Origin of the sequence: Gemmata sp. SH-PL17 (genome assembly GCF_001610855.1) — a bacterium.
Lineage (GTDB): Bacteria > Planctomycetota > Planctomycetia > Gemmatales > Gemmataceae > Gemmata > Gemmata massiliana.
In genome coordinates this window covers 2,531,208-2,553,665 of the sequence record NZ_CP011271.1, presented here as the reverse complement: position 1 = coordinate 2,553,665, position 22,458 = coordinate 2,531,208, and the positions used below count along the sequence as shown (strand labels likewise).

Sequence of the window (22,458 nt, the reverse complement as noted above, 5' to 3'; positions counted from 1 at the left end):
CCCTTACGTGTCTGATGGCGCGGAATAACCTTGGGTCGGCGCGCGGCCTGCGCGACCGTGTGGGTGGCAAGGCCGAACCCGGCGCTGCACCGGACCGCTGTAAAATACGCGGTTCGTAGACCGGTTCGCGATGTGCGCGGCCGGTGAGCTTTATGTTCGGCGAAGGCTTGCAAGATGCGAAAGCTGTCGAGAACCGCTCGCCGGTATTGGCAGCCGGTATGCTGCTTGGCCGTCGTCAACTTCGCCGTCTTCTTTGTCGTTTCCACACAGATCGGTGGGGACGCGGTCAGCGGCCGGATCGAGGGCGGGCGGTACGTCCTCAGCAACCACGGGGTCCGCACCGAGGTCAGCCGAACGGTGTACAACTACAGCTTGATTCACACCGTCAGTGTGTGGGTCACCCACGGTCTGGCAGTTGGTGGAGGGCTAATACTGCAAGCACTCGGCCGACTGTACGAATCGCAGCCGCCGTCCGGAACCGTAGGCAAGTAAGGCAGGCCGAACCCGGCGCTGCACCGGACACCGCCCGCTGATTGGGACGCGCCGCTCATCGGGTGATTGCGGTGCAGGTGAGCTGTATGTGGGCTGGTGTCGGGCACAGCCCGACCGACGAATCGGTACCCCCGGAACCCGAGTCGGCCCCTCGCTTCGGAGTGAAGCGAGGGGCCGACTCGTTTTGTTGGGCCGCGTCTCTTACCGCGAGCGAGTGGCGCAGCTGCTCCGAAGCTCTACAAATCAATGTCCCAGAGAACGATCTGGCCAACATCGCTCCCCGCCGCCATCAGCAGCCCGTCGGGGCTGAACGCGACGGACCGCATCCGGCCGATGTCCCAGGAAAACGATCGCGCAAGGCCCCATGTCGCGGTCTCGTACACGTTCACGCTCCGGTCGTTACTCGCGGCCGCGAGGTAGCGCCCCGTCGGGTCGAACGCCAGTCCCGTGAAGTGCCCCTTCCCCGCCCCGCGAATCTTCTGCGGCTTGCGGGTAAGGTCGCGAGCGTCCCAAACCAACAACGACGGCCCGCCCCGAACGACAAGGTATGCTCCGTCCGGGGAAAACAGGAGTTGGTCCACGATCCGTCCGGGGATCGGAATCTTCCCGCGAACGACACCGGTGCCGGGGTCGCGGGTCACCAGTTCGTACACCTGGTCCCGGACGGCAATACCGCTCTCAATGTCGTGAGTGACGAGAAGCTCTTCGGTCGGGGCACACGCAATTTGTGACGTGTAGAAGCGGCTCGCGGAAGGCGCGATTTCCCATTCCTCGGTCGGTACGCCCGCTGACGACTGTCGCCAGCGGACGAGTCGTCTCGTTTGCCAATTTGTTTTGTAACCGTACCCGACGAACCATTCACCGGAAGGATGCGTTCCCAGAATGAACGAGTTCCCGCCACGAAGCCCCAACGAGATTATGCCCTCGCTCGTCAGGTCAACCGCAAAATATCGCGATGTGTGTTCGTCGGGGTAATCGTACCCGGTCCCGACGTAGAGCCACCGACCCGCTGGGTTAACCGCGAACCCAGCAATCAGTTGGTCGGGAAACAGGTGCGAGACCGGGTTCGGTCCGCCGGCCAAGTCCCAGACGTCGATGCCCCGGTTGTCGGGTTTGTAGCGGAGGTCGGGAACGTTGCTCCCCGCCGCGAACAGTCGTCGACCGTCACGGGCGAAGGCGACCTGATCGACGACCCGCATCCGGCTGGTCAGGAACCGCATTCGTCGTCCTCACTGACAATCACACAGGGTGGGCCTCGTCTGCACCAAGAACCGGCCCGTCACAATCGGATCAATAAGCATTTCCGCTTGCAATTTGATATTTTGTACACTACAATTAAGCTATGGCGCCCGGGCTCTGCGGTGTGCCTCCACCGCACCGTCCAAAATGGTAACCGATGTTAGCCTCCGGACGGGATTCCGGGAGTAACCCGCACACGAAAAGCCGGAAAACCAAGTGTTTCGCTACACGCGACCGGGAATAGGGGCGGTTTTGGCCCAGAATGTTAACAAATGTTAGCTACTGGATCTCACTCCTCGCGTTTTGAGGCGAACAGCACCGGAAGAGGTTAGCGACACAGCCCTTGCGACTACCGATGTAACCGACCCAAAGCCCCCGGTCGCGACTCGTCCCGTGCGAGACGCGACCGGGGGCTTCTTCATACGTTGACAGAAATTTCTCCACCCGTTCGCCCGGGTTTCGTTATGTCCGCCGCGAATCGCTACCTCGTCTCCTTCGACGCACGCGACACGTTCCACCGGTTCGCGGACGTGCTCATCATCGGCGCGGGAATCGCCGGGCTGCGTGCCGCGCTCGAAGTACCCTCAGACCTCTCGGTGCTCGTAGTTACGAAGGACCGCGTGACCGAGAGCAACAGTTCTTACGCGCAGGGCGGGATCGCGGGCGTGCGCTCCCCCGAGGACACGTTCGAGAACCACGTCGAGGACACGCTCGTCGCGGGCGACGGACTGTGCGACCGCGAGGTAGTGGAACTCGTGGTCCGCGAGGCACCGCACCAGATCGAGAAGCTGATCGAGTTTGGCACGAAGTTCGACGAGGAGAACGGGCAACTCGCGCTCACCCGCGAGGGCGGGCACAGCCACCGGCGCATCGTCCACGCGCTCGGCGATTCGACCGGCTTCGAGATGATGCGTGCCACCATCGCTTACGCGCGCACGCGGCCCAACATCCGCATCTGGGACGACACCTTCACCATCGACCTGCTCACACACGAGGGGGCGTGCTGTGGGGCCGCGGTCGCGCGCAACGGGATGGGCAAGTTCCTCATCTGGGCGAAGCAAGTCATTCTCGCATCCGGCGGGTGCGGGATGGTGTACCGCGAAACGACGAACCCGCCCGTGGCAACCGGTGACGGGATGGCCGCGGCGTACCGCGCCGGCGCGGAACTCCGGGACATGGAGTTCATGCAGTTCCACCCCACGGTGCTCTACGTCGCGGGCTCGGCGCGCTACCTCATCAGCGAGGCGGTGCGCGGCGAGGGCGCGTACCTGCGCGACGTGAACGGCGAGCGCTTCATGCCCGCGAGTGACCCGCGTGCCGAACTCGCGCCGCGTGACGTGGTGGCTCGCGCCATCTTCCGCACGATGGAGAAAACGCAGCACCCGAACGTCTATCTCGACCTCGCGCACCTCGACCCGGCAATGGTTCTGAACCGGTTCCCCGGTATCAATCGCGTGTGCAAGAGCTTCGGGCTGGACATCACAAAAGACCGCATCCCGGTGCGCCCCGGCGCGCACTATATGGTCGGCGGTGTGAGTGTGGACCAGCACGGGCGCACGACTGTGCCGGGGCTGTGGGCTGCGGGCGAAGTGACCTCCAGCGGGCTACACGGTGCGAACCGGCTCGCGTCGAACAGTCTTATCGAGGGTTTGGTTTACGGCACGCTCTGTGGGCGCGGCGCGGCGGACGCGATCCGCAAGATGCCACGCGACATGACCGCGTACCCGATCCGATCCATAATTCCCCCCGCGGAAGAGGGCACGGGACTCGACACCGCGGACCTCGTGGCCTCGTTGCGGGCGCTGATGGTGCGGAAAATGGGGATCGTCCGCGAGCGCACGCGGCTGCTCGAAGCCAAAGAAGATTTGCGGTTCTGGTGCCGGTATGCACTCTCTCGCGAGTTCGACGGAAAGGCCGGTTGGGAGCTTCAGAACCTGCTCACGATCGCGCGCCTGATGATCGCATCAGCTCTCACGCGCGACGAGTCGCGCGGCACGCACTTCCGGAGCGACTTCCCCGCGCGAGACGACCAGCGATGGGGGCTGCGGCACGTCGCGTGCGAGCCGTTCGTCGCACTTTCTTGAAGTCTCTGCAATCCGGCACGAGGGGCACTCCGTCTGGTCTGTATCGCCCGATTCACATCCGGGGATTCCCAATGAAAGTGCTCGTACTTGCGGTCGCGGTCCTGCTCGTGCTCACGGCCGCAGTATCCGCGGAAGACAAGAAGCCGGCCGGTCCCATCACCCTCACGCTGGTCGCGAAAACGGACAAATACAAGTTCGACGGCGGCGGCAAAACGGCCGACGAGTACAAGAAGGAACTGGAAGCGATCGCGAAGAAGCAGGCCGACGGCGAAGCGGTGCGCTCGCCCAAGCCCCCGGCTGTAGACCTCGTGCTCAAAATCACCAACACCTCAAAGGAAGAGGTCACGATTTACGTGGGCGGCGACTCGAACGTGTTCACGTTCGACCTGACTGGCGGTCCCGGAACCGTGGCGATGAACAGCGGGCTGGCGTTCACCGCCGACTTCCGCCTGCCCAACGCAGTGACTCTCGCCGCCGGCAAGTCGCACGAGATCCCGGTGAAGCAGCTCTCCGACGGCAGCCGCGGTTCGTCGCGTTTCGTGTACTGGACCGGCCCGGGCGAGTACAAGCTCTCGGCCAAGTACCAGCTCTCCGACAAGGACGGTGGGAAGGGCACGGAACTGACCAGCGAACCGGTGAAGATCACCGTCGAGAAGTAGCAAATGCGGTGCTTCTGGGCGAACGGCCGGTGTGAGCCGGCCGGTGCTGTTCGCCATTATCAGTGGGCGTACCCACGCCGTTTGCAAAGCTCCAGCCGTGCCACGTGGGTAGTGTCACCGAACGCGATCTGCTAACGTGAAGCAGGGTCGGGCAGAGGTCCGTGGGCGCTCGCTTTACTTTTTTCGTTCGACGGGTTAAGTCGCCCGGTGAGCCTGGACGATTCTCGACTGACCAGGGGATCTCTGATGAGCACGGTCGTTTCCCCGCGCGCGACACTCGACGATCTCATGCAGGTCGACGGCAAAGCCGAACTGATCAACGGAAGGATCGTTCGCATTATGCCCAGTGGTTTCTTGCCCGGCCGCGTCGCGCGCCGCATCACGCGGTCACTGGAAGACTTCGTAGCGTCCGGCGGGCACGGAGAACCGATCGCCGATAACGTGGGATACGCCTTCGATCCGCCACTCCCTTCCGGGCGGCAAACGCTCTCGCCGGATTCGTCCTTCTACACGGGACCGCTCCCGACGAACCTAATGAGGTTCATTGACGGCTGCCCCGTGTTCGCGGTCGAGGTTCGGAGCGAGCACGACTACGGTCCGAAGCCGGATCTGGAATACGCCGAAAAGCGAGCTGATTACTTTGCGGCCGGAACGCTCGTAGTGTGGGACGTCGATCCCGTAGCCGAGACGGTGACGGTTTACACTACTACCGCACCAACCACCCCGACCGTTTTCCACCGCGGCGACACCGCCGATGCCGAACCCGCGGTTACCGGTTGGTGTCTATCGGTGGACGCGATCTTCGCGTGACGCGCTTGACTCCGCCCGCGCGCGGTGTAACTTTACATCGACATACAAGAGAACCGAACCGTGTTCACCCCACGCACCCGAACCGCCGCGATCGCGATTACCGCCGCGCCGGGCGTGCGCACCGTTGCCATTATTGCGACGGTCGTGGTTATTACCACCGGGTAACTTCGGGGTCGGTACTCTTGCCGCACGCACCCCGGAGCACCTGCTTCGGGGTTTTTCTTTTTGGGACGGGCGCCGCTCTCCCGCTGGTTTTGCCAGCGATCAACGGCACCCGAACCGAATCGCGTGAACGTCGCCGGGTTCCGTAGCTAACGTCTCCAGCCAAGAGCCACAGTCATGCGCGTCTCCATCTATGACACCACGCTCCGCGACGGGAGCCAGGGCGAGGGCGTGAACTTCTCCCTGCAAGACAAGCTGCTACTCACGCGGCGGCTCGATGAGATCGGCGTGGACTACATCGAAGGCGGCTACCCGCTATCGAACCCGAAGGACTTTGAATACTTCCAGGCCGTGCGCGAGATCCCGCTCAAGCACGCAAAAGTGTGCGCGTTCGGGATGACGCGGCGGAAGAACGCACCGGCAGAAACGGATACCTGCCTGAAGGCCCTGCTCGACGCCAAAACACCGGTCGTCACCATCGTCGGGAAGACGTGGGACTTCCACGTCACCGAGGTACTCGGTACCTCGCTCGATGAGAACCTGCGCATGATCGCGGATTCCGTCGCGTTCTGCAAAAGTCAGGGGCGCGAGGTGTTCTACGACGCGGAACACTTCTTCGACGGTTACCGTGCGAACCCCGAATACGCACTGAAGACCCTTCAGGCCGCCGCGACCGCGGGCGCAAGCGTGGTGATCCTCTGCGACACCAACGGCGGCACGATGCCCGAGCGGATCGCGGAAGTAGTTGGAGCCGCGAAGCGCGCGGTCCCGTGCGAGGTGGGCATCCACTGCCACAACGACTGCGAACTGGCAGTCGCGAACTCGCTCGCCGCGGTGCGAGCCGGTGCGACTCAGGTTCAAGGCACGATGAACGGCATCGGCGAGCGCTGCGGGAACGTGGACCTGCTCAGCGTGATCGCGAACCTCGCGCTGAAATACAAGTACGACGTGCTGACACCCGGGAGCCTCGCGCGGCTCACGGAAACGTCGCGGTACGTCTACGAACTGGCGAACCTAAATCACCGTGTGGGGCAGCCGTTCGTGGGCGCCAGCGCGTTCGCTCACAAGGGCGGGATGCACACCCACGCGGTCGCAAAAGACCCGACGACCTACGAGCACATCACGCCCGAGGCCGTCGGCAACGAGCGCCGGATTCTGGTGTCCGAACTGTCGGGACAATCGACCATTCTGACCAAGACCGCGAAGTACGAGCTGAATCACGACAAGGCGCTAATGGCGAAGATCCTCAACGCGGTGCAGAACTTGGAAAACCAGGGGTACGAGTTCGAGGCGGCGGAGGCATCGTTCGACCTGCTGGTGCGCAAGGTCGCTAAAGAGCACAAGCCGTGGGAGGTCGATAAGAAATTGAAGCTCTACCAGCCGTGGTTCGAGCGAGTTACGTACCGCGTAAACATCGAGGCCCGTGAGAACAATACGCCGATCACGGAAGCCACGGTCCGGCTGAAGATCGCGGGCCAGATCGAGCACACGGCGAGCGAGGGCGACGGCCCGGTTAACGCGCTCGACGGGGCGCTCCGCAAGGCACTCGTGCGGTTCTATCCGCGCCTCAACGAGATGCAGTTGGTGGACTACAAAGTCCGCGTCGTGAACCCGCGTGCCGGTACCGCGGCGCGGGTGCGTGTGGTAATCGAATCGCGCGACGGCACGGACGTATGGGGCACCGTGGGCGTAAGCGAGAACGTGATCGAGGCCAGTTGGCTCGCGCTGTGCGACGCGATCGAGTACAAGCTGTTCAAGGACGAGGAACGGCCCAAGCGGTAAACTCTTCCTCACCAAAACGATCCCGAAACACACCGGGGGCGGAAACCCGTTCCCGAGGCAGCTTAGGTAACGACATGGCGACCGAACTCCCGAAGGCATACGACTCGAAAGCGGCCCAGGAGAAGTGGCTCACGTTCTGGGAGGAACGCGGCTACTTCCACAGCAAGCCGGACTCGACCAAGAAGCCGTTCACCATCGTGATTCCGCCGCCGAACGTGACCGGCGCGCTTCACATGGGGCACGCGCTCAACAACACGCTCCAGGACGTGTTGATTCGCTGGCGCCGGATGCAGGGTTACAACGCGCTCTGGATGCCCGGCACGGACCACGCCGGTATCGCCACGCAATCCGTGGTGGAGCGGCTCGTGTTCACCCAGGAGAAAAAGACCCGGCACGACCTGGGCCGCGACGAACTGGTGAAGCGTATTTGGGAGTGGAAGGACAAGTACGAGACGCGCATCCTCGGCCAGCTCCGCGAAATGGGCGCGAGTTGCGACTGGAGCCGGACGCGGTTCACGCTCGATCCGGTGTGCGCCCGGGCCGTGCGCGAAACGTTCTTCCGCATGTTCCGCGACGGCTACATCTACCGCGGCAAGCGGCTGGTGAACTGGGACACGCACCTGCAAACGTCCGTGGCCGACGACGAAACGTACACCGAAGACACCAAGAGCGGGTTCTGGACGTTCAAGTACGAAGTGTACGATCCGAACGCCGCTGCAACGGAACCGACCTTCATTTCCTTCAGCACCACGCGGCCCGAAACGGTGCTCGGCGACACTGCGGTGTGTGTGCACCCCAGCGACGAGCGGTACAAGGCACTCATTGGCAAGTTCGTGGTGCAGCCGCACACGGGGCGCAAAATCCCCATCATTGCGGACGGCCAGCTCGCAGACCCGGAACTTGGCACGGGCTGCGTGAAGGTGACGCCCGCACACGACCCGAACGACTACGCCTGCTGGCAGCGCAACCTCCAGGTGTGGGCAAACGATCTCCACGGCGGCATCATTAACATCCTGAACCCCGACGGCACGATCAACGAGAACGGCGGCGAATACAAGGGCATGGACCGCTACAAGGCCCGCGAAGCCGTGACGAAGAAGATGGAGGAACTCGGCCTCTATGTGGAGAAAGCGGACCGCATCGTGCCGCTGAAATTCAGTGACCGCAGCAAGACGCCCATCGAGCCGCTGCTGTCGGACCAGTGGTTCGTGAAGATGGCGGACCGCGACGACGGCAAGGCCGGCCTCGCGCAGATGACAATGGACGCGGTGACCGATGGCCGCGTGAAATTCTTCCCGGAGCGCTACGCGCGCTCGTACCTCGACTGGCTCGGCGAAAAACGCGATTGGTGCATCAGCCGGCAACTGTGGTGGGGACACCGTATTCCGGTGTGGTCGGACGGCTGCGTGGACATCCGCGATATGGAAGAGCACATCCAACGCCTTCAACAAGATCCAGCTTTGCAGGCTGGCGCGGCGGCGGGAGACTTAGTAATCACAAAGCAAAGCGACGAGGCACTGGCAAGACAGTACGAGGAGATTCGCGCTAAAGGCACTCCCGAAGCGCTCGAAGAGTATCGCAAGATTAGACGAGAACGACCACCTCACTACGTGCATGTGTCGTTGCGTGTAGAAAACCCCTTATACACGGAACGATTAGTAAAGCACGGTTTCAACCAATCGGATGATGTACTCGATACGTGGTTCTCGTCCGCATTGTGGCCGCATTCGACGCTCGGCTGGCCCGGGCCGGTGCTGCCGGAAGAGAAGCCGAATCGCGTGGCGCCCGACTGGGAGAAGGACCGCTACTACTACCCCACGTCGGTGCTTGTGACCAATCGCGACATCATCACGCTGTGGGTGGCGCGGATGGTGCTGACGGGGTTGTACAACCTGAACGAGATCCCGTTCAGCCATGTGTACATCCACCCGAAGGTGATGGACGGGTTCGGCGAGGGCATGAGCAAGACGAAGGGCAACGGGGTGGACCCGCTCGACATCATTGACCGCTACGGCACCGACGCGATGCGCTACGGCATGGTGAAACTCGCCACCGAGACGCAGGATTCGCGGTTGCCGGTGTCAAACGTGTGTCCGCACTGCGGCAAAGAAGTGCCGGTGAAGCAAGAGCACATGTACATGCGGACCAAGAAGCTCAACTGCCCGGAGTGCAAGCAGCCGTTCCGCCCGGGCGGGCCGTGGCCGATGGATGACGCGGAACTGAAGACCGCGAAACAGGGCTCCGACCGCTTCGAGGAGGGCCGGAACTTCGCCAACAAGATGTGGAACGCGACACGGTTCCTCCTCATGAACCTGGAGGGCTACGCGCCCGACGCGGTGAAGTTGGACGAACTGCCCACGGAAGACAAGTGGCTGCTCTCACGGCTCGCGACCACCACGAAGGCTGTGACGGCCGCGCTGGAGGGTTACCACTTTAGTGATGTGGCGCGACTCCTCTACGATTTCGTGTGGAGCGAGTTCTGCGACTGGTACATCGAGATGTCGAAGGGGCGCCTGAAAGACGCCACTGCCCGCCCGCTCGCGCAGCGCGTGCTCGCCGGGGTGCTTGATGGCATCCTGCGACTCGTGCAGCCGGTGATGCCGTTCGTGGCGGAATCACTGTGGCAGGCGCTCAACGAAGCCGCTCCCGAGCGCGGCCTCCCGGCGCCCGCCAAGGCCGAAGAGAGCGTGTGCATCGCACACTGGCCGAGCTACCCCGAGTCGTGGATCAGTGCCGAAGTGGAAGCTCGCTTCGCGCGGATGCAGGATCTCGTGAAGAGCGTGCGCGAGGTGCGCAACCGCTATCAGGTGGACGATAAGACGCGCCTCGACGTGTCGGTGAAATCGTCCGATGCGGTGGCCGCCGATTTCAATGCGCTCGCGGCATTCATCGGGCCGCTCGCAGGGATCGCGACCCTCACCGCCGGCCCGACCGCGTCCAAGCCGAAGCAGGCCGGCGGCATCGTGCGGCCCGAGTTCGAGGCTTACGTTTCGCTCGCCGGGCTGATCGACGTGGCCGCCGAGATCAAGCGCCTCGAAAAGCAGATCGGCGACAAGCGGAAGTCACTCGACGGAACCAAAGCGAAGCTCGCGAACGAGAAGTTCGTGGCCGGCGCCCCGCCCGAAGTGGTGCAGCAGCAGCGCGATTTGGTGATCGACGTCGAGAAGCAAATCGCCGCGATGGAAGAGAATTTGAAGGACTTGCAATCGGCTTGATTCCGGGCATAAGCCCAGCGAAGATGTCGCCGATCGGGTGACGGTAGTGTGGTAACTCCTCCGCACTACCCGTCACCCGGTTACTTTTATCGAAGCTGCTTTCAAGTCAGCAGCGATGCTGCTCTTCACCCAAACTTCAAAGCACCAACAGTAATTTGCGACCGCGCGAACCTTTTCGCGTCGGCAAGCCTCATCCCAATGTCCGCGCGCGCAGAGCATTCATAGTCCAACGAACTAGTAAATGCGGAGCCACAATCACGGTTCCGCCAGCGCCCGGTCGCACCGGTACGGAACACATTTCTTCCGATCGTCACTCTTCAAAACGCTGTACTTGAGCATGGTCCACTGGACTACAGGACAGTATCTTCGCGCCGCCGTAAGAGGGCGCTATGGGGCGTGTATAAAAGTAATTCGGGCGCTGTAGCCCGGCGCACTCGACCGAACCCGCCTTATCGCTCACGCCGAGGGACCATCCATGTACCATCGCCGAATCGGATTGAGCGCCGTTCTCCTTACTGCCACCTTCACCGGGTGCCAGCCCCCCAAGCCCGAGGTCAAGCCGCCCCCACCGCCCACAGTCACGGTCGTCCGCCCGGCCATCGTCCCCGTTCGCGATTACTGGGTCTACAACGGGTACCTCGATACCACCAAAGCAGTCGAAGTGCGGTCCAAGGTGCGCGGGTTCCTCAAGGACGTCAAGTTCGTCGAAGGGACCGAGGTCGCGGTCGGCACCCCGCTCTACACGATCGACAAATTGGAGTACGAAACCGCGGTCAAGAAGGCCGCAGCGGAACTCCTCAAGTGTGAAGCACAGATCAAGAGTTGGGAAGCTCAAATCGTTCAATCGCGGGCCGACCTGGACCGCGTGAACCGACTCGGCGCCGGTGGGATCGAATCGAAGTTCCGCGAGGAAGAGGCCCGGGCCACGCTCGACGTGCGCATTGCCGAACTCAAGGCCGCGGAAGCCAACCGAGACGCCGCGAAAGCCGCGCTCCACTCCTCCGAGATCATGCTGGGTTACACCGACATCAAGGCGAAGATCGGTGGGCGTCTCAGCCGCACGCTCGTGGACGAAGGGAACCTCGTCCAAGCCGACACCACGCTCCTCACGACCATCGTGCAGGTGGACAAGCTGTACGTGTACTACGACGCCCCGGAGTCCGACTTCCTCGCGTACCAGAAAACGCTCATCAAATCGTCGAGTCCGAGCCTAAGTACCCAACAGATCGGGCTTGAGGTCGGGGTCGGCGACGAAATGGACTTCCCGCACGAAGGGTTCATCGACTTCCGCGAGAACCGCGTGGAAACCGCGACCGGGACCATCCGCGTGCGCGGGCGCCTGGATAACCCGGTGCTCTCGAACGGCGTCCGGTTACTCTACCCCGGCATGTTCGCCCGCGTCCGGGTGCCGAAGAGTGACAAGGCACCGACGCCTGTGATCCCCGAGGACTGTCTCCTCAGCGGCCAGGAGGGGCGGTTCGTCTTCGTGGTGACCCCCGAGGGGGTTGTGAAGAAGAGACCCGTCACGGTCGGCGCGAACGTGTGGAAGCTACCCGCCACGGAAGCGGGCGTGACCCCGCCGAGTTGGGTCGCAGTGAACCCGACTCCGCCCCCAAAGAAAGAGGGCCAGCCGCCCGTCGAGACGCGCAAGAACATCAAGTCCGTCGTCGCGATCACGGCGGGGCTGAAGGCTGACGACCGCGTGATTCTCGCCGGCTTGCACCAAGTTCGACCGGACGCGCCGGCCACGCCCGATGAGTGGGTGTTGAAACCGCCCGCCGAGTCCAAGAAGTAGTCCGCGCCCCGTGCCCTTCGCCCCAACCCACACGCGGTCGCCGCATGATCTCGCGTTTTTTCATTGACCGGCCGATTTTCGCCAACGTGCTCGCCATCGTCACGCTGCTGTTCGGCGCGGTGGCGCTGTACCGGTTACCGGTCGAGCGCTACCCACCGATCACCCCGCCCACGGTGCAGGTGAGCGCCAACTACCCCGGCGCGAACGCGAAGGTGGTGACCGACACGGTCGCCGCCCCCATCGAGCAGCAGATTAACGGGGTGGAGAACATGATGTACATGTCCTCCACCAGTTCCGCCGACGGCTCGTATGGGCTCACCATCACGTTCGAGATCGGGACCAACCTCGACGACGCCCAAGTTCTCGTGCAGAACCGGTTGAGCGTAGCCGAACCGCAGCTGCCCGAAGAAGTGCGCCGGCAGGGCGTGACGGTGCGCAAACAGTCCTCTGCCATCATTCTCGCGATCTCTCTGACCGCACCACCACCCAAGGACCGCTACAACCTGACGCTCGACCCCACAGCGCTCCGGGACACGGGCGTGACGGTCGAACAGGTGTCCGCGGCGATCGAGGCGGCCGGCGCGCGAGCCGAACCGCACCCGAACAAGCAGCCCCTGTGCTACCAGGTTCTGGCGCCGGACTCGTTCGCCGATAACGGCCCCGCCGGGGGCGACAAACTGCGCCAGATCACGCTGGCCCCGCCGGGGCGCTCGCCCATTCCGCTCTCGGACGTCGGGCGCGTCGAAGAATTACCCGGCGCCTACGACGGACTGTTCCTCTCGAACTACGCGACGCTCCGACTGCGCGACGACCTGAGCCGCGTGCCCGGGGTGGGCGACGTGATCGTGCGCGGGGTCGGTTCGTACTCGATGCGCGTCTGGCTGAACCCGGACAAGCTCGCGGCCCGGAAGCTCACCACCGAGGACGTACTCTCGGCCCTGCGGCGCCAGAACGTACAGGTCGCGGCCGGACAGGTGGGCCAGCCGCCGAACCCGTCGGGCCAACGATTCCAGTACACGGTTACCACGCTCGGGCGCCTCAGCGACCCGGAAGAGTTCAAGAACATCATCGTTAAGTCCGGGGCCGCCGGGCAGCTCGTGTACCTGCGCGAGGTGGCCGACGTGGAACTCGGCGGGCAGTCCTACGACTCGTTCGCGTCGCGCAGCGCGTACCCGTCCGCCAACCTGCTCGTGTACCAGCTCCCCGGGTCCAACGCGCTCGAGGTGGCGAAGGGCGTGCGGGCCGCGATGGAGAAGGTGAAGCCCACGCTCCCGCCCGGGATGGAGTACAGCATCCCGTTCGACACCACGAAGTTCGTGGAGGCCGCGATCGACGAGGTGTACGTCACCCTGTTCGAGGCCGGGGCGCTGGTGCTCGTCGTGATCCTGGTGTTCCTCCAGAGCGGCCGCGCGCTGCTCGTGCCCGCCACCACCGTGCCCATCACCATCATCGGCGCGTTCGCGTTCATGCTGCTGCTCGGGTTCTCGGTGAACCTGCTCACGCTGTTCGGGCTGATCCTGGCCATCGGGATCGTGGTGGACGACGCCATCGTGATCGTGGAGAACGCCTCGCACCACATCGAACAGGGCATGGCGCCGCGGAGCGCGACGATCCAGGCCATGAACGAGGTCACGGGGCCGGTCATCTCCATTACACTCGTGCTGATGGCCGTGTTCCTCCCGACCGCGTTCCTCGGCGGGATCACGGGTCAGCTCTACAAACAGTTCGCGCTCACCATCGCCGCCACCGCCCTCATCAGCGCGGTGAACGCCCTCACGCTGAAGCCCGCGCAGTGCGCGCTGTGGCTCAAGCCGGTGGCGAAGAAGGGGTGGTTCTCCAAACTGTTCGACGCGGTCTACAAGCCGATCGAGGGGGCCTACGCCTGGTCCATCAAGATCCTGCTCCGGGTGTGGTGGCTCGCGCTCGTGGCGTTCCTCGCGCTCGCGGTGGGAACCGGCGTGTGGTACCAGAAAACCCCGGCCGGGTTCCTCCCAGATGAGGACCAGGGGTACGTCATCATCGCGGTGCAACTGCCCGACGCCGCGTCCATCGACCGGACGCGCGAGGTGGTGGACAAAATGAACGGCGTGTTCCGCAAGACGGAAGGCGTCGAGAACTGGTTCGTGCTGGGTGGGTTCTCGCTGCTCGACGGAACCGCGGCGCCGAACTCCGCGACCGCGTTCGCCGCGTGGAAGGACTGGAAGTACCGGGAGCGCCCGGACCTGGCGCAGGAGGCCCTGGTCGCGAAGCTCCAGCGCGAGTTCGGTGGGTTCCGCGACGCCCGCATCTTCGTGCTCGTGCCGCCCTCGATCCAGGGGCTCGGGTTCGTGGGCGGGTTCCAGATCCAGATCGAGGACCGGGAGGGCGTGGGGACCGACGTGCTCCAGGAGCGCGCGACCGCCGTCGCGATGGCCGCGGGGCGCAACCCCGAGATCGACGCGATGAAGACCGCGAGCACGTTCCGCGCGGGCGTGCCGCAGATCTACCTCGACATCGACCGCGAGAAGGCCGAGAAGATGGGCGTGAAGATGGACGACGTGTTCGCCACGCTCCAGGCGAACCTCGGGTCCGTGTACGTGAACGACTTCAACAAGTTCGGGCGCACGTACCAGCTCCGCATCCAGGCCGACAGTCGGTACCGGGGCGACACGAACGCGATCAAGCGCCTGGAGGTACCCGGGCGCGAGGGGGGCGTGAACCCGGACGGTTCGACGCGCGTGGGTCCGCGCCCGCGGGTGCCCCTGGGCACGCTCCTGAAGGACGAGATCCGGATCGGGCCGCAGTCCATCATCCGCTACAACCTGTACCCGACCGCGCAGATCCCGGGCCGGGCGAACCCGGGTGTCAGTTCCAGCGACGCGATCAAGGTGATGGAAGAGGTGGCGACGCGCGAGCTCCCGCCGACGATGGGGTTCGAGTGGACCGGCCTCTCCTACCAGGAGAAGCGCGTCGGCGGAGCCGCGTTCAACCTGCTCGGCAAGCCGATCACCGAATCATACATCGTGTTCGCGCTGGCCGTGTTCATGGTGTACCTCGTGCTCGCGGCGCTGTACGAGAGCTGGCTCCTGCCGTTCGCGGTGATTCTGGTGGTGCCGCTCGGGTTGCTCGGGGTGGTCGCCGCGGTGAATGCGCGGATCTGGCTGCACGAGTTCTACGTGCGGGCGCAGGCGGCGATCGCAAAGGGGGAGGCCAGTTGGTGGCACCCGCACATGCCGAACGTGAGCACGATGGACAACAACATCTACACGCAGATCGGGGTTGTGCTCATCATCGCGCTGGCGTCGAAGAACGCGATCCTTATCGTGGAGTTCGCCCGCGAGTTGCGATTCGCGGGGCGGAGCATCCGGCAAGCGGCACTGGAAGCCGCGCGCATGCGGTTCCGGCCGATCATCATGACGAGCTTCGCGTTCATCTTGGGCGTGGTTCCGCTCGTGTTCGCGACCGGGGCCGGGGCCGCGAGTCGGCAGTCGCTCGGCACTGCGGTGTTCGGGGGGATGTTGACTTCGACCATACTCGCGGTGTTCTTCGTGCCGGTCTTCTACATCGCGATCCAGGGCCTGATCGAACTCAAAAACGGCCCGCCGAAGCCCCCACCGGGCGAAGACCTACCCGTCGCCGGAGGCGAAACCCACGGCGCGCACGGTCACGGTGCTCACAGTGCCCATGACACCCACAAAGCAGTCGCGCAACCGCTGCACGCGGAGATCGCGGAACCTCTCATCGCAGAAGTTATCGCGGAGGAACCGCACGAGAACGGGAAACCGATCGCAACGGAGGCGGAACAACCGGTTCCAGCCCAACAACCTCCAACAGCGCCAGAAGCGAAATAGGCTTACACCGTTCGCACGCGGGGCACCGACTCAAAAGGTCGGTGCCCCGTGCGTTTCCAGTTCTTGTCGCGAACGCTTCTCTGATGTTTCGGGTGCCGCTCCCAATGTGGTACACCCGAAAACGCTTGTAGCTTCGACACCCTTTAATCCAGCGATTCCACCTCAATTTCAATTCATTCTCCGGCCATTCACCCCAAATCTCGTCTCGCGCCCTTGACGTGTGTGTGTCCACAAGCGAAACTACACTGAGACGAAATCTCAACAAATGAGCCGTCATGTTAATGCCCCTGGATATGGTGCGCGCCGGCGAATGGGCCGAGGTCGAAGAGGTGACCGGCCAAGCGGATTGGGTCGGGCGCCTCGCCGAACTCGGAATCCGTCAGGGCTGCCGCCTCCAGGTGGTTCAGCCCGGTGCGACTTGTCTCCTGAAAGTGGACGGAGGAAAGCTCGGCCTGCGCGGGTGCGAGTGTGCCCAGATCCTCGTCCGCCCGGTCACCGCGGGGCACGCCGGCTGATGCCCACTCTCGCCGATCTTTCGCCGGGCCAACGGGCCGAAGTGCTGTCCGTTACCGGCCCCGCCGCTCTGGTCCAGCGCCTCTACGAATTCGGGTTGCTCGAAGGCGAACAGGTGCAAGTTATCGCACGCGCGCCGCTCGGCGATCCGCTCGAAATCAGCCTCGGTCACTCCCGCTTGAGCCTGCGCAAGTCCGAAGCCGCCGGCATTAGCGTGCGCCCACTTTAGAAATGCGGAGTTCGACGCGCGGGTCGGCCCCGGCCTCGCGCCCGCTCCACTTGTTTGCGTTTTGAGTTCCGCGTTCCAGGTTCCGCACTCACTTATGCTCACCCCCACGCTCACCGTCGCTCTCGTCGGGAACCCGAACGCGGGGAAATCGACACTGTTCAACGCGCTCTCCGGATTGCGCCAGCGCATCGGGAACTACCCCGGCGTCACCGTCGAGATGAAGAAGGGGCAGTTCACCACCAACGGCACAACGGTCGACCTCATCGACCTCCCCGGCACGTACAGCCTTGCAGCTCGCAGCCCGGACGAAATGGTCGCAGTGGACCTGCTCCTGGGGCGCCGATCCGAAGAACCCCGGCCGTCGGTCGTGCTCTCGATCGTTGACGCGACCAACCTCGACCGGCACCTCTACCTCACGAGCCAATTGCTCGACCTGGGCGTACCGGTCGTCGTCGCGGTCAACATGATTGACGCGGCCGCGGCGCAAGGGTTGAAGTTCGACTACGCGAAACTGTCCGAAGCGATTGGCGTCCCCGTCGTACCGATCCAGGCGAACAACGGTACCGGGTTAACGGAACTCACCGCGGCCGTTCGCACCGCGGGAGAAAGTGCAACCGCCCCGAGCGGCCCCGCGTTCCCGCCCGCGTTCGATGAGGCCGTGGAACAGTTGCGGAAGGAACTCAGCGACGAGGTTCCGCCGGTCCTCCTGCGGCGCGCGGTCATCGATATCGGCGGGTACACGGAACAGTGGCTCGTCGAGCGGTACGGGGACCGGTTCCGGTCCGCGCTCGTCGGCGCGCGAGACAAACTCGCGGCACTCGGGCATTCGGTCCCGGGGGTCGAAGCGCGCACGCGATTCGCATGGGTGCGTGCGGCAGTCGCTGCGACCGTGAGCAAGCCCGCGGTGCGCCCGGTCACATGGACCGATCGTATCGACTCGGTCCTCACGCACCGGCTCTGGGGCACGCTCGTGTTCCTGGTCGTGATGTTCTTGATGTTCCAGTCGATCTTTCTGTGGGCGAAACCGCTCATGGATCTGATTAGCAGCGGGCAGGACGCGATCGCAAAAACCGTGGAATCGGCCCTCCCCTCCGGACCGCTCCGCGCGCTCCTCGTGGATGGAATCATTAAGGGTGTGGGCGGCGTACTGGTGTTCCTGCCGCAAATCATGATCCTGTTCGGCTTCATCGCGGTTCTTGAGGATTGCGGGTACATGGCGCGCGCCGCGTTCCTCATGGACCGGATCATGAGCCGGTGCGGACTGAGCGGGAAGTCGTTCATCCCGATGCTGTCGAGCGTGGCGTGTGCGGTGCCCGGGATCATGGCCACGCGGGTCATCGAGAACCGGCGCGACCGGCTCGCCACGATCCTGGTGTCGCCGCTGATGAGCTGTTCCGCCCGGCTCCCGGTGTACATCCTACTCATCGGGGCGTTTGTCGCGCGCCCGGGTTCACCGGGCTGGCTGCCGGGGCTGGTTCTGTTCGCGATGTACATGGTCGGCTTCACCGTCGCACCGCTCGTCGCCCTCGCACTCAAGCGAACCCTGCTCCGCGGCGCCCCGCCCGTCTTCGTGATGGAACTACCGAGTTACCGGCGCCCGAAGTTTACTTCGGTGCTGCGCCGAATGGGGGGCGCGGGCTGGGCGTTCACACTGCGTGCCGGCACGATCATCCTCGCCGCGATGGTGCTCGTGTGGGCGGCGCTCTACTTCCCGTACTCCGACGCACAGGGCCAATCGTACCCCGACCTCATCGAGAAAGCCGAAGACGCGGTCAAGGAGAGTGCCGATCGCCTGAAGGAACTTAAGGAGAAGGGCACGGCGAGTCAGAAAGAGCCGGAGGCAAACGAACCCGCCCCGACTCCGCTGACCGAAGGCGAAAAGACCGAACTGGAGAAGCTCGAAGAGGCCGCGGGGTTGCCCGATAAGCTCAACGGCGAGTGGAAACGGAGCAGCTACCTGGGTCGAGTCGGGTTGTGGATGGAACCGGTGTTCGAGCCGCTGGGCTGGGACTGGAAGATCGGCGTCGCGGCGATGGCGAGTTTCCCGGCGCGTGAGGTGATCGTCGGTACGTTCGGGTTGCTCTACGATGTGGGCGAAGTGGATACGAAGGCCATCGGTGATGATGGCGCCGACGACGAGGCAAAGGAGAAAGTCGCGGGGCTGACAAAAGCTGTGCAAGACGATTGGTCGAAAGACCCGATCCGCGGCAAGTACGGCGTGCCGGTCGCACTGTCGCTGATGGTGTTCTTTGCACTGTGCTGTCAGTGCGCCGCGACCCTCGCCGTAATCCAGCGCGAAACAAAGAGCTGGCTCTGGCCCGCATTCACCTTCGTCTACATGACGGCGCTGGCGTACCTCGGCGCGTTCGCCACATTCCAGTTAGGTCGACTCATCGTGGGGTGAGAGCGCTGCGTCTCCCTCGCGGAATCGAGGGAGACGCGGATGCGATTGCCGTCAACGCTCTAACCGGCAAGAGGCGGGGCCAAGAGCCAACGGAGCAACTTCGTGTTATCGGCCCCTTCCCCGCGTTCCCCGGCAGTCCACAACCACCACAGCGACACGCCCATCACGGTCACTTCACCCTTTCCGACCTTTGCTGTAGCCACAAAGCCCAAACCCGCCTTCTCGAACCCGACCGCGCTCACAAGAACCCGACCGCCATTCTCCACGCGAATCGGCGAAGCCCGAAAGAACGTCGCCGATTTAATACCGGCCTTGACCACTTCAGGGGAGAAATCGTCTGCCTTCGGAGTCACATTCTTCAAGCCGCGCGGCGCCCCTTGATCGAGGAGTTCCAAACCGGTCCCATCTAGCACCTCATTCGCCGCGGGCACCGATCCCGTAAAGAACGCACTCGTCGTGACGACCACGCGGCCGCCCGCTTTGGCAAAAGCCCGAACCCGTTGAACGTAGTCCGCGGTCTGGCTCAGCAGGGCATGAGCATTCAGGAGCACGCAGTTGTACTTGCTCAAATCGAGATCACGGAGAACGGGCTGTTTGGGCCGAACGAGCAGGTAACTCGTGTCCAGACCGGCGTCACGAACGAGGTCGGTCCAGGCCTTATACATTTTCCCGCTGTCCGTCGCGGCGCACTCGAACGGCGTGCCAGCAACTAGGAGTCGTATCTGTCCGGCCTTCCGGGTCTTCACAACAACCGACACCGGCATCTTGGTCGTGACTTCCCCAACAGTAACCTTGATCTCGCTCTCAAATTCGCCCTCGCGGGCCGTTTCGATCGCCACTTCAACCTCAACACACGTGAAGCTGTTCGCCGCGCCTACTTGTCGGGCAAACGTTTTGGTGCCGAGTACCTTCACGAACTTCGGTGCCTCGACCTTCACTGTCGGTTTCGGATCATCGGCCGAGGCGTACACCAAGAAGCTCCCCTCCACGGCCCCGCCCACGCAAACAGTCCCAAAGGGGAGATAATCGGGTTGAGCTTGCCCGACAACCGGCACGGCCCGACCCGCGGGCGCGAGCACCAACAAACAGCCAGCGGCCAAAGCCCATCGAATTGACGTCACGAGTTCCCACCACAGGAGCGTCATGGATTAGCGATCACGCGATCGGCAGCCACGATACCCGCTACGCGAGGAAAGCCTAATGAGTGTATTAAGGTTTCGGCGAATCAACTGACTCGAAAGGTGGCAGCGTTCTATTTCGGTGGGGTGAATTGATCGAGTACCGCTCGCCCCGCGAGCGGATTACCTCGACGTCGAAGCTATTTGGCGCGAAAGGCAACAAACAGCACAAACCCGTTACCTTTCAGGGTTCGGGTTCACCGAGTGCCGAGCGTCGGACGTGAGCGGTCTAGGAACGAGGGGCGCTCGCGGCCTTACGGATCGCGTTCATGCGGCGCGCTTCTTTCCGGCGCCGGGCCTCGCACGGCTTTTCGTAATACTCGTGGGCGCGAAGTTCACCCTTCATCCCGCTGCGCTCGATCAGTTTCTTGAACCGCCGGAGAGCGGCGCCGATCGGCTCCCGCTCGTGAACACGCATCCGCAACCCCATTCGATCTCCCCGTGAATCGGACCCACAGTGTGGGTTCTGAGTGAAAAAATGTTGTTCCTGACTATAGACGATCCGGAAGCGGTCCGGAAGTTCCCATTCGAGAAACTATTTGTGGCTCATATAAGCTACAGAACTCACACGTCAACGGTCACGGGGCCTTTTTCGTTTCGTCCCCATTTGCCGGTCGCTCACCTTGCGTCGCAACCGGAAGTCGGCGCTGCCGTGGTACGTCGCCAGAACCGCACCGACGCCCGCGTAGTGATCGAACAGATCGTACACCACGGCCTCTTCGTCCGGCCACGGGTACGCGAATATCACGTCCATGTCGCTAATTTCCAGCCCCAGTTCCTCATACGCCTGGTCGCCCTCGGTCGTGAGCCACGAGTACGTCCCGCCCTTGTACACGCGGTCCTCCGCGCCGGGGGGAACGAAGCTGCCGTGGACCAGTTCCACCGGCAAATCGTAGTCTTCGGCGAGTTGGCGCCCCTCGTCGATCAGTGTTCCTTCGATCTCGATCCCGCATGCCTCGAAATCGAGCATCGCGGCCAACCCCACGACCACCCCGAACCCACAACCCCACTCGCAGAACCGCGACCCGCGCGTGAATTCCCCGCCGGCCAGTGCCCGAAGCACCTTGTACGCGGTGACATAGTCGCACGGGACGAACGCGGGCACCTGGCACGCGGTCTGGAACCGATCGATCCGGCGCTCCGCGTCGCGGAGGAACCGGCGCACGTCGGCCGGCGGATCGGCGTCGGTGATTGGTACGAGTAGTTCTCGTAGTGACATTTGGAACGGCATTGGGGGAAACAGTTCCGATAACCGCGCGCGAATTTCGTGCCCGAACCGGAACGGGTCGTAGGATGTATGGGTGTTGTATTGCACCCGTGCCGCGAGGTTCGACATGTCCGAAGAACAATCAGGCCAAATCACCGTCGAACAGCGGCGCGCGATTTTCAAGGCACTGGTCGAGGCCCAGGACGGCGGCGCGGGTGTGGCCGCGTCGCGCACCGCGGTGGCGCGCCAGTTCGCGGTGAGCGAGGACCAAGTGCGCGACGTCGAGCGCGAGGGCATGGCCAACCAGTGGCCGCCCCTCGACTAACGGCCCGTTTCACGATCCGCGTCGAGCGCTCCTCTCCAGAAGTCACACGACCACCCGGTGACGAACCACCCCACCCGAACACCGGCCGTGCGCCTCGCACTCGTTGGATTGCCCACGGTCCCGGCGCAGAAGGCGGTCGGAAGTGTTCCGGTTCGGCCACCACAGCGGATCACTTTCGCGACTTCTCTTCCCCGCCAAGCGCTTCAAGTCGGCGCTCCGCGTCGCGCCGGAGTTTGCCGCAAACCAGCTCACACAGCTCAAAAATCATCGATTCGGCGATCGAATACCGCACGAGGTTCCCATCTCTTTCGCGCGAGAGCAGACCGGCCGCGTAGAGGATGCCGAGTTGCTTGGAAATATTAGCCTGTTTCGCTCCGAGTTCGTCCACCAACTCTGAAACGGCCTTCGGCCCGCTCTTCAAGCACTGAAGAATCGCCAGTCGCGTCGGCTCCGCGAGCACCGCGAACAGTCGAGACACCGCTTCAAGGGCGTTTCGGTCGAGAGGACTTGACTCCACATCGCACCCCACACTAT

At 63.5% G+C, this 22,458-nt stretch carries 17 protein-coding genes; 12 read left to right on the top strand and 5 right to left on the bottom strand.

Annotated elements, in window-relative coordinates; all coding sequences use genetic code 11:
• Positions 1 to 174 precede the first annotated feature (174 nt).
• The gene (locus tag VT84_RS10600) at positions 175 to 492 is read left to right on the top strand and encodes a hypothetical protein (protein ID WP_157469405.1); all 318 of its coding nucleotides are present in this window, start codon (positions 175 to 177) and stop codon (positions 490 to 492) included.
• A gap of 236 nt (positions 493 to 728) precedes the next feature.
• Here VT84_RS10600 and VT84_RS10595 read toward each other — a convergent pair whose 3' ends face one another.
• Complete coding sequence (locus tag VT84_RS10595) at positions 729 to 1,712, bottom strand: WD40 repeat domain-containing protein (RefSeq protein WP_082839502.1); 984 nt, start codon at positions 1,710 to 1,712, stop codon at positions 729 to 731.
• Positions 1,713 to 2,195: 483 nt separating this feature from the next.
• Here VT84_RS10595 and nadB point away from each other — a divergent pair, with 483 nt between their 5' ends.
• The 10 genes from nadB to feoB all read left to right on the top strand — a co-directional run bounded on the left by nadB (position 2,196) and on the right by feoB (position 19,214).
• Entirely contained in the window at positions 2,196 to 3,815 is a 1,620-nt protein-coding gene (gene nadB / locus VT84_RS10590; RefSeq protein ID WP_082839501.1) for an L-aspartate oxidase, read from the top strand.
• Positions 3,816 to 3,886: 71 nt separating this feature from the next.
• On the top strand, positions 3,887 to 4,474 hold the full coding sequence (locus VT84_RS10585; RefSeq protein ID WP_082839500.1) for a hypothetical protein: 588 nt from the start codon (positions 3,887 to 3,889) through the stop codon (positions 4,472 to 4,474).
• 246 nt (positions 4,475 to 4,720) lie between these two features.
• Positions 4,721 to 5,284 carry a Uma2 family endonuclease gene (locus VT84_RS10580; protein ID WP_052559813.1) on the top strand — a complete coding sequence of 188 codons (564 nt, stop codon included), beginning with the start codon at positions 4,721 to 4,723 and terminating at the stop codon, positions 5,282 to 5,284.
• Positions 5,285 to 5,623: 339 nt separating this feature from the next.
• Positions 5,624 to 7,228, top strand: coding sequence for a citramalate synthase (cimA, locus tag VT84_RS10575; RefSeq protein ID WP_082839499.1), 1,605 nt, complete (start codon positions 5,624 to 5,626; stop codon positions 7,226 to 7,228).
• A gap of 74 nt (positions 7,229 to 7,302) precedes the next feature.
• A complete protein-coding gene (locus VT84_RS10570; protein WP_082839498.1) occupies positions 7,303 to 10,443 on the top strand; it encodes a valine--tRNA ligase in 3,141 nt (1,046 codons plus the stop codon).
• A gap of 475 nt (positions 10,444 to 10,918) precedes the next feature.
• Positions 10,919 to 12,238 carry an efflux RND transporter periplasmic adaptor subunit gene (locus VT84_RS10565; RefSeq protein WP_082839497.1) on the top strand — a complete coding sequence of 440 codons (1,320 nt, stop codon included), beginning with the start codon at positions 10,919 to 10,921 and terminating at the stop codon, positions 12,236 to 12,238.
• Between the two features lie 44 nt (positions 12,239 to 12,282).
• The gene (locus VT84_RS10560) at positions 12,283 to 16,068 is read left to right on the top strand and encodes an efflux RND transporter permease subunit (RefSeq protein WP_239465771.1); all 3,786 of its coding nucleotides are present in this window, start codon (positions 12,283 to 12,285) and stop codon (positions 16,066 to 16,068) included.
• Positions 16,069 to 16,343: 275 nt separating this feature from the next.
• Positions 16,344 to 16,583, top strand: a complete 240-nt coding sequence (locus VT84_RS10555) for a ferrous iron transport protein A (RefSeq protein ID WP_052559818.1) — start codon at positions 16,344 to 16,346, stop codon at positions 16,581 to 16,583.
• Complete coding sequence (locus tag VT84_RS10550) at positions 16,583 to 16,810, top strand: ferrous iron transport protein A (protein WP_052559819.1); 228 nt, start codon at positions 16,583 to 16,585, stop codon at positions 16,808 to 16,810. Before VT84_RS10555 ends, VT84_RS10550 begins: the two co-directional genes overlap by 1 nt.
• A 94-nt stretch (positions 16,811 to 16,904) precedes the next feature.
• Positions 16,905 to 19,214 carry a ferrous iron transport protein B gene (gene feoB / locus VT84_RS10545; protein WP_082839496.1) on the top strand — a complete coding sequence of 770 codons (2,310 nt, stop codon included), beginning with the start codon at positions 16,905 to 16,907 and terminating at the stop codon, positions 19,212 to 19,214.
• 59 nt (positions 19,215 to 19,273) lie between these two features.
• Here feoB and VT84_RS10540 read toward each other — a convergent pair whose 3' ends face one another.
• From VT84_RS10540 to VT84_RS10530, 3 genes are all read right to left on the bottom strand, one after another.
• On the bottom strand, positions 19,274 to 20,335 hold the full coding sequence (locus tag VT84_RS10540; protein WP_157469403.1) for a hypothetical protein: 1,062 nt from the start codon (positions 20,333 to 20,335) through the stop codon (positions 19,274 to 19,276).
• A 286-nt stretch (positions 20,336 to 20,621) separates the two neighbouring features.
• Positions 20,622 to 20,810: a 30S ribosomal protein S21 gene (rpsU, locus tag VT84_RS10535; protein WP_232069801.1), complete on the bottom strand. Its 189-nt coding sequence runs from the start codon at positions 20,808 to 20,810 to the stop codon at positions 20,622 to 20,624.
• Between the two features lie 153 nt (positions 20,811 to 20,963).
• Positions 20,964 to 21,728: a class I SAM-dependent methyltransferase gene (locus VT84_RS10530; protein WP_082839494.1), complete on the bottom strand. Its 765-nt coding sequence runs from the start codon at positions 21,726 to 21,728 to the stop codon at positions 20,964 to 20,966.
• On the opposite strand from VT84_RS10530, the gene VT84_RS10525 reads away from it, so the two are divergent.
• The gene (locus tag VT84_RS10525) at positions 21,727 to 21,924 is read left to right on the top strand and encodes a hypothetical protein (protein WP_052559824.1); all 198 of its coding nucleotides are present in this window, start codon (positions 21,727 to 21,729) and stop codon (positions 21,922 to 21,924) included. The genes VT84_RS10530 and VT84_RS10525 overlap by 2 nt on opposite strands.
• Before the next feature lie 169 nt (positions 21,925 to 22,093).
• Here VT84_RS10525 and VT84_RS10520 read toward each other — a convergent pair whose 3' ends face one another.
• Entirely contained in the window at positions 22,094 to 22,441 is a 348-nt protein-coding gene (locus VT84_RS10520; protein WP_162271662.1) for an ArsR/SmtB family transcription factor, read from the bottom strand.
• Between the last annotated feature and the right edge of the window lie 17 nt (positions 22,442 to 22,458).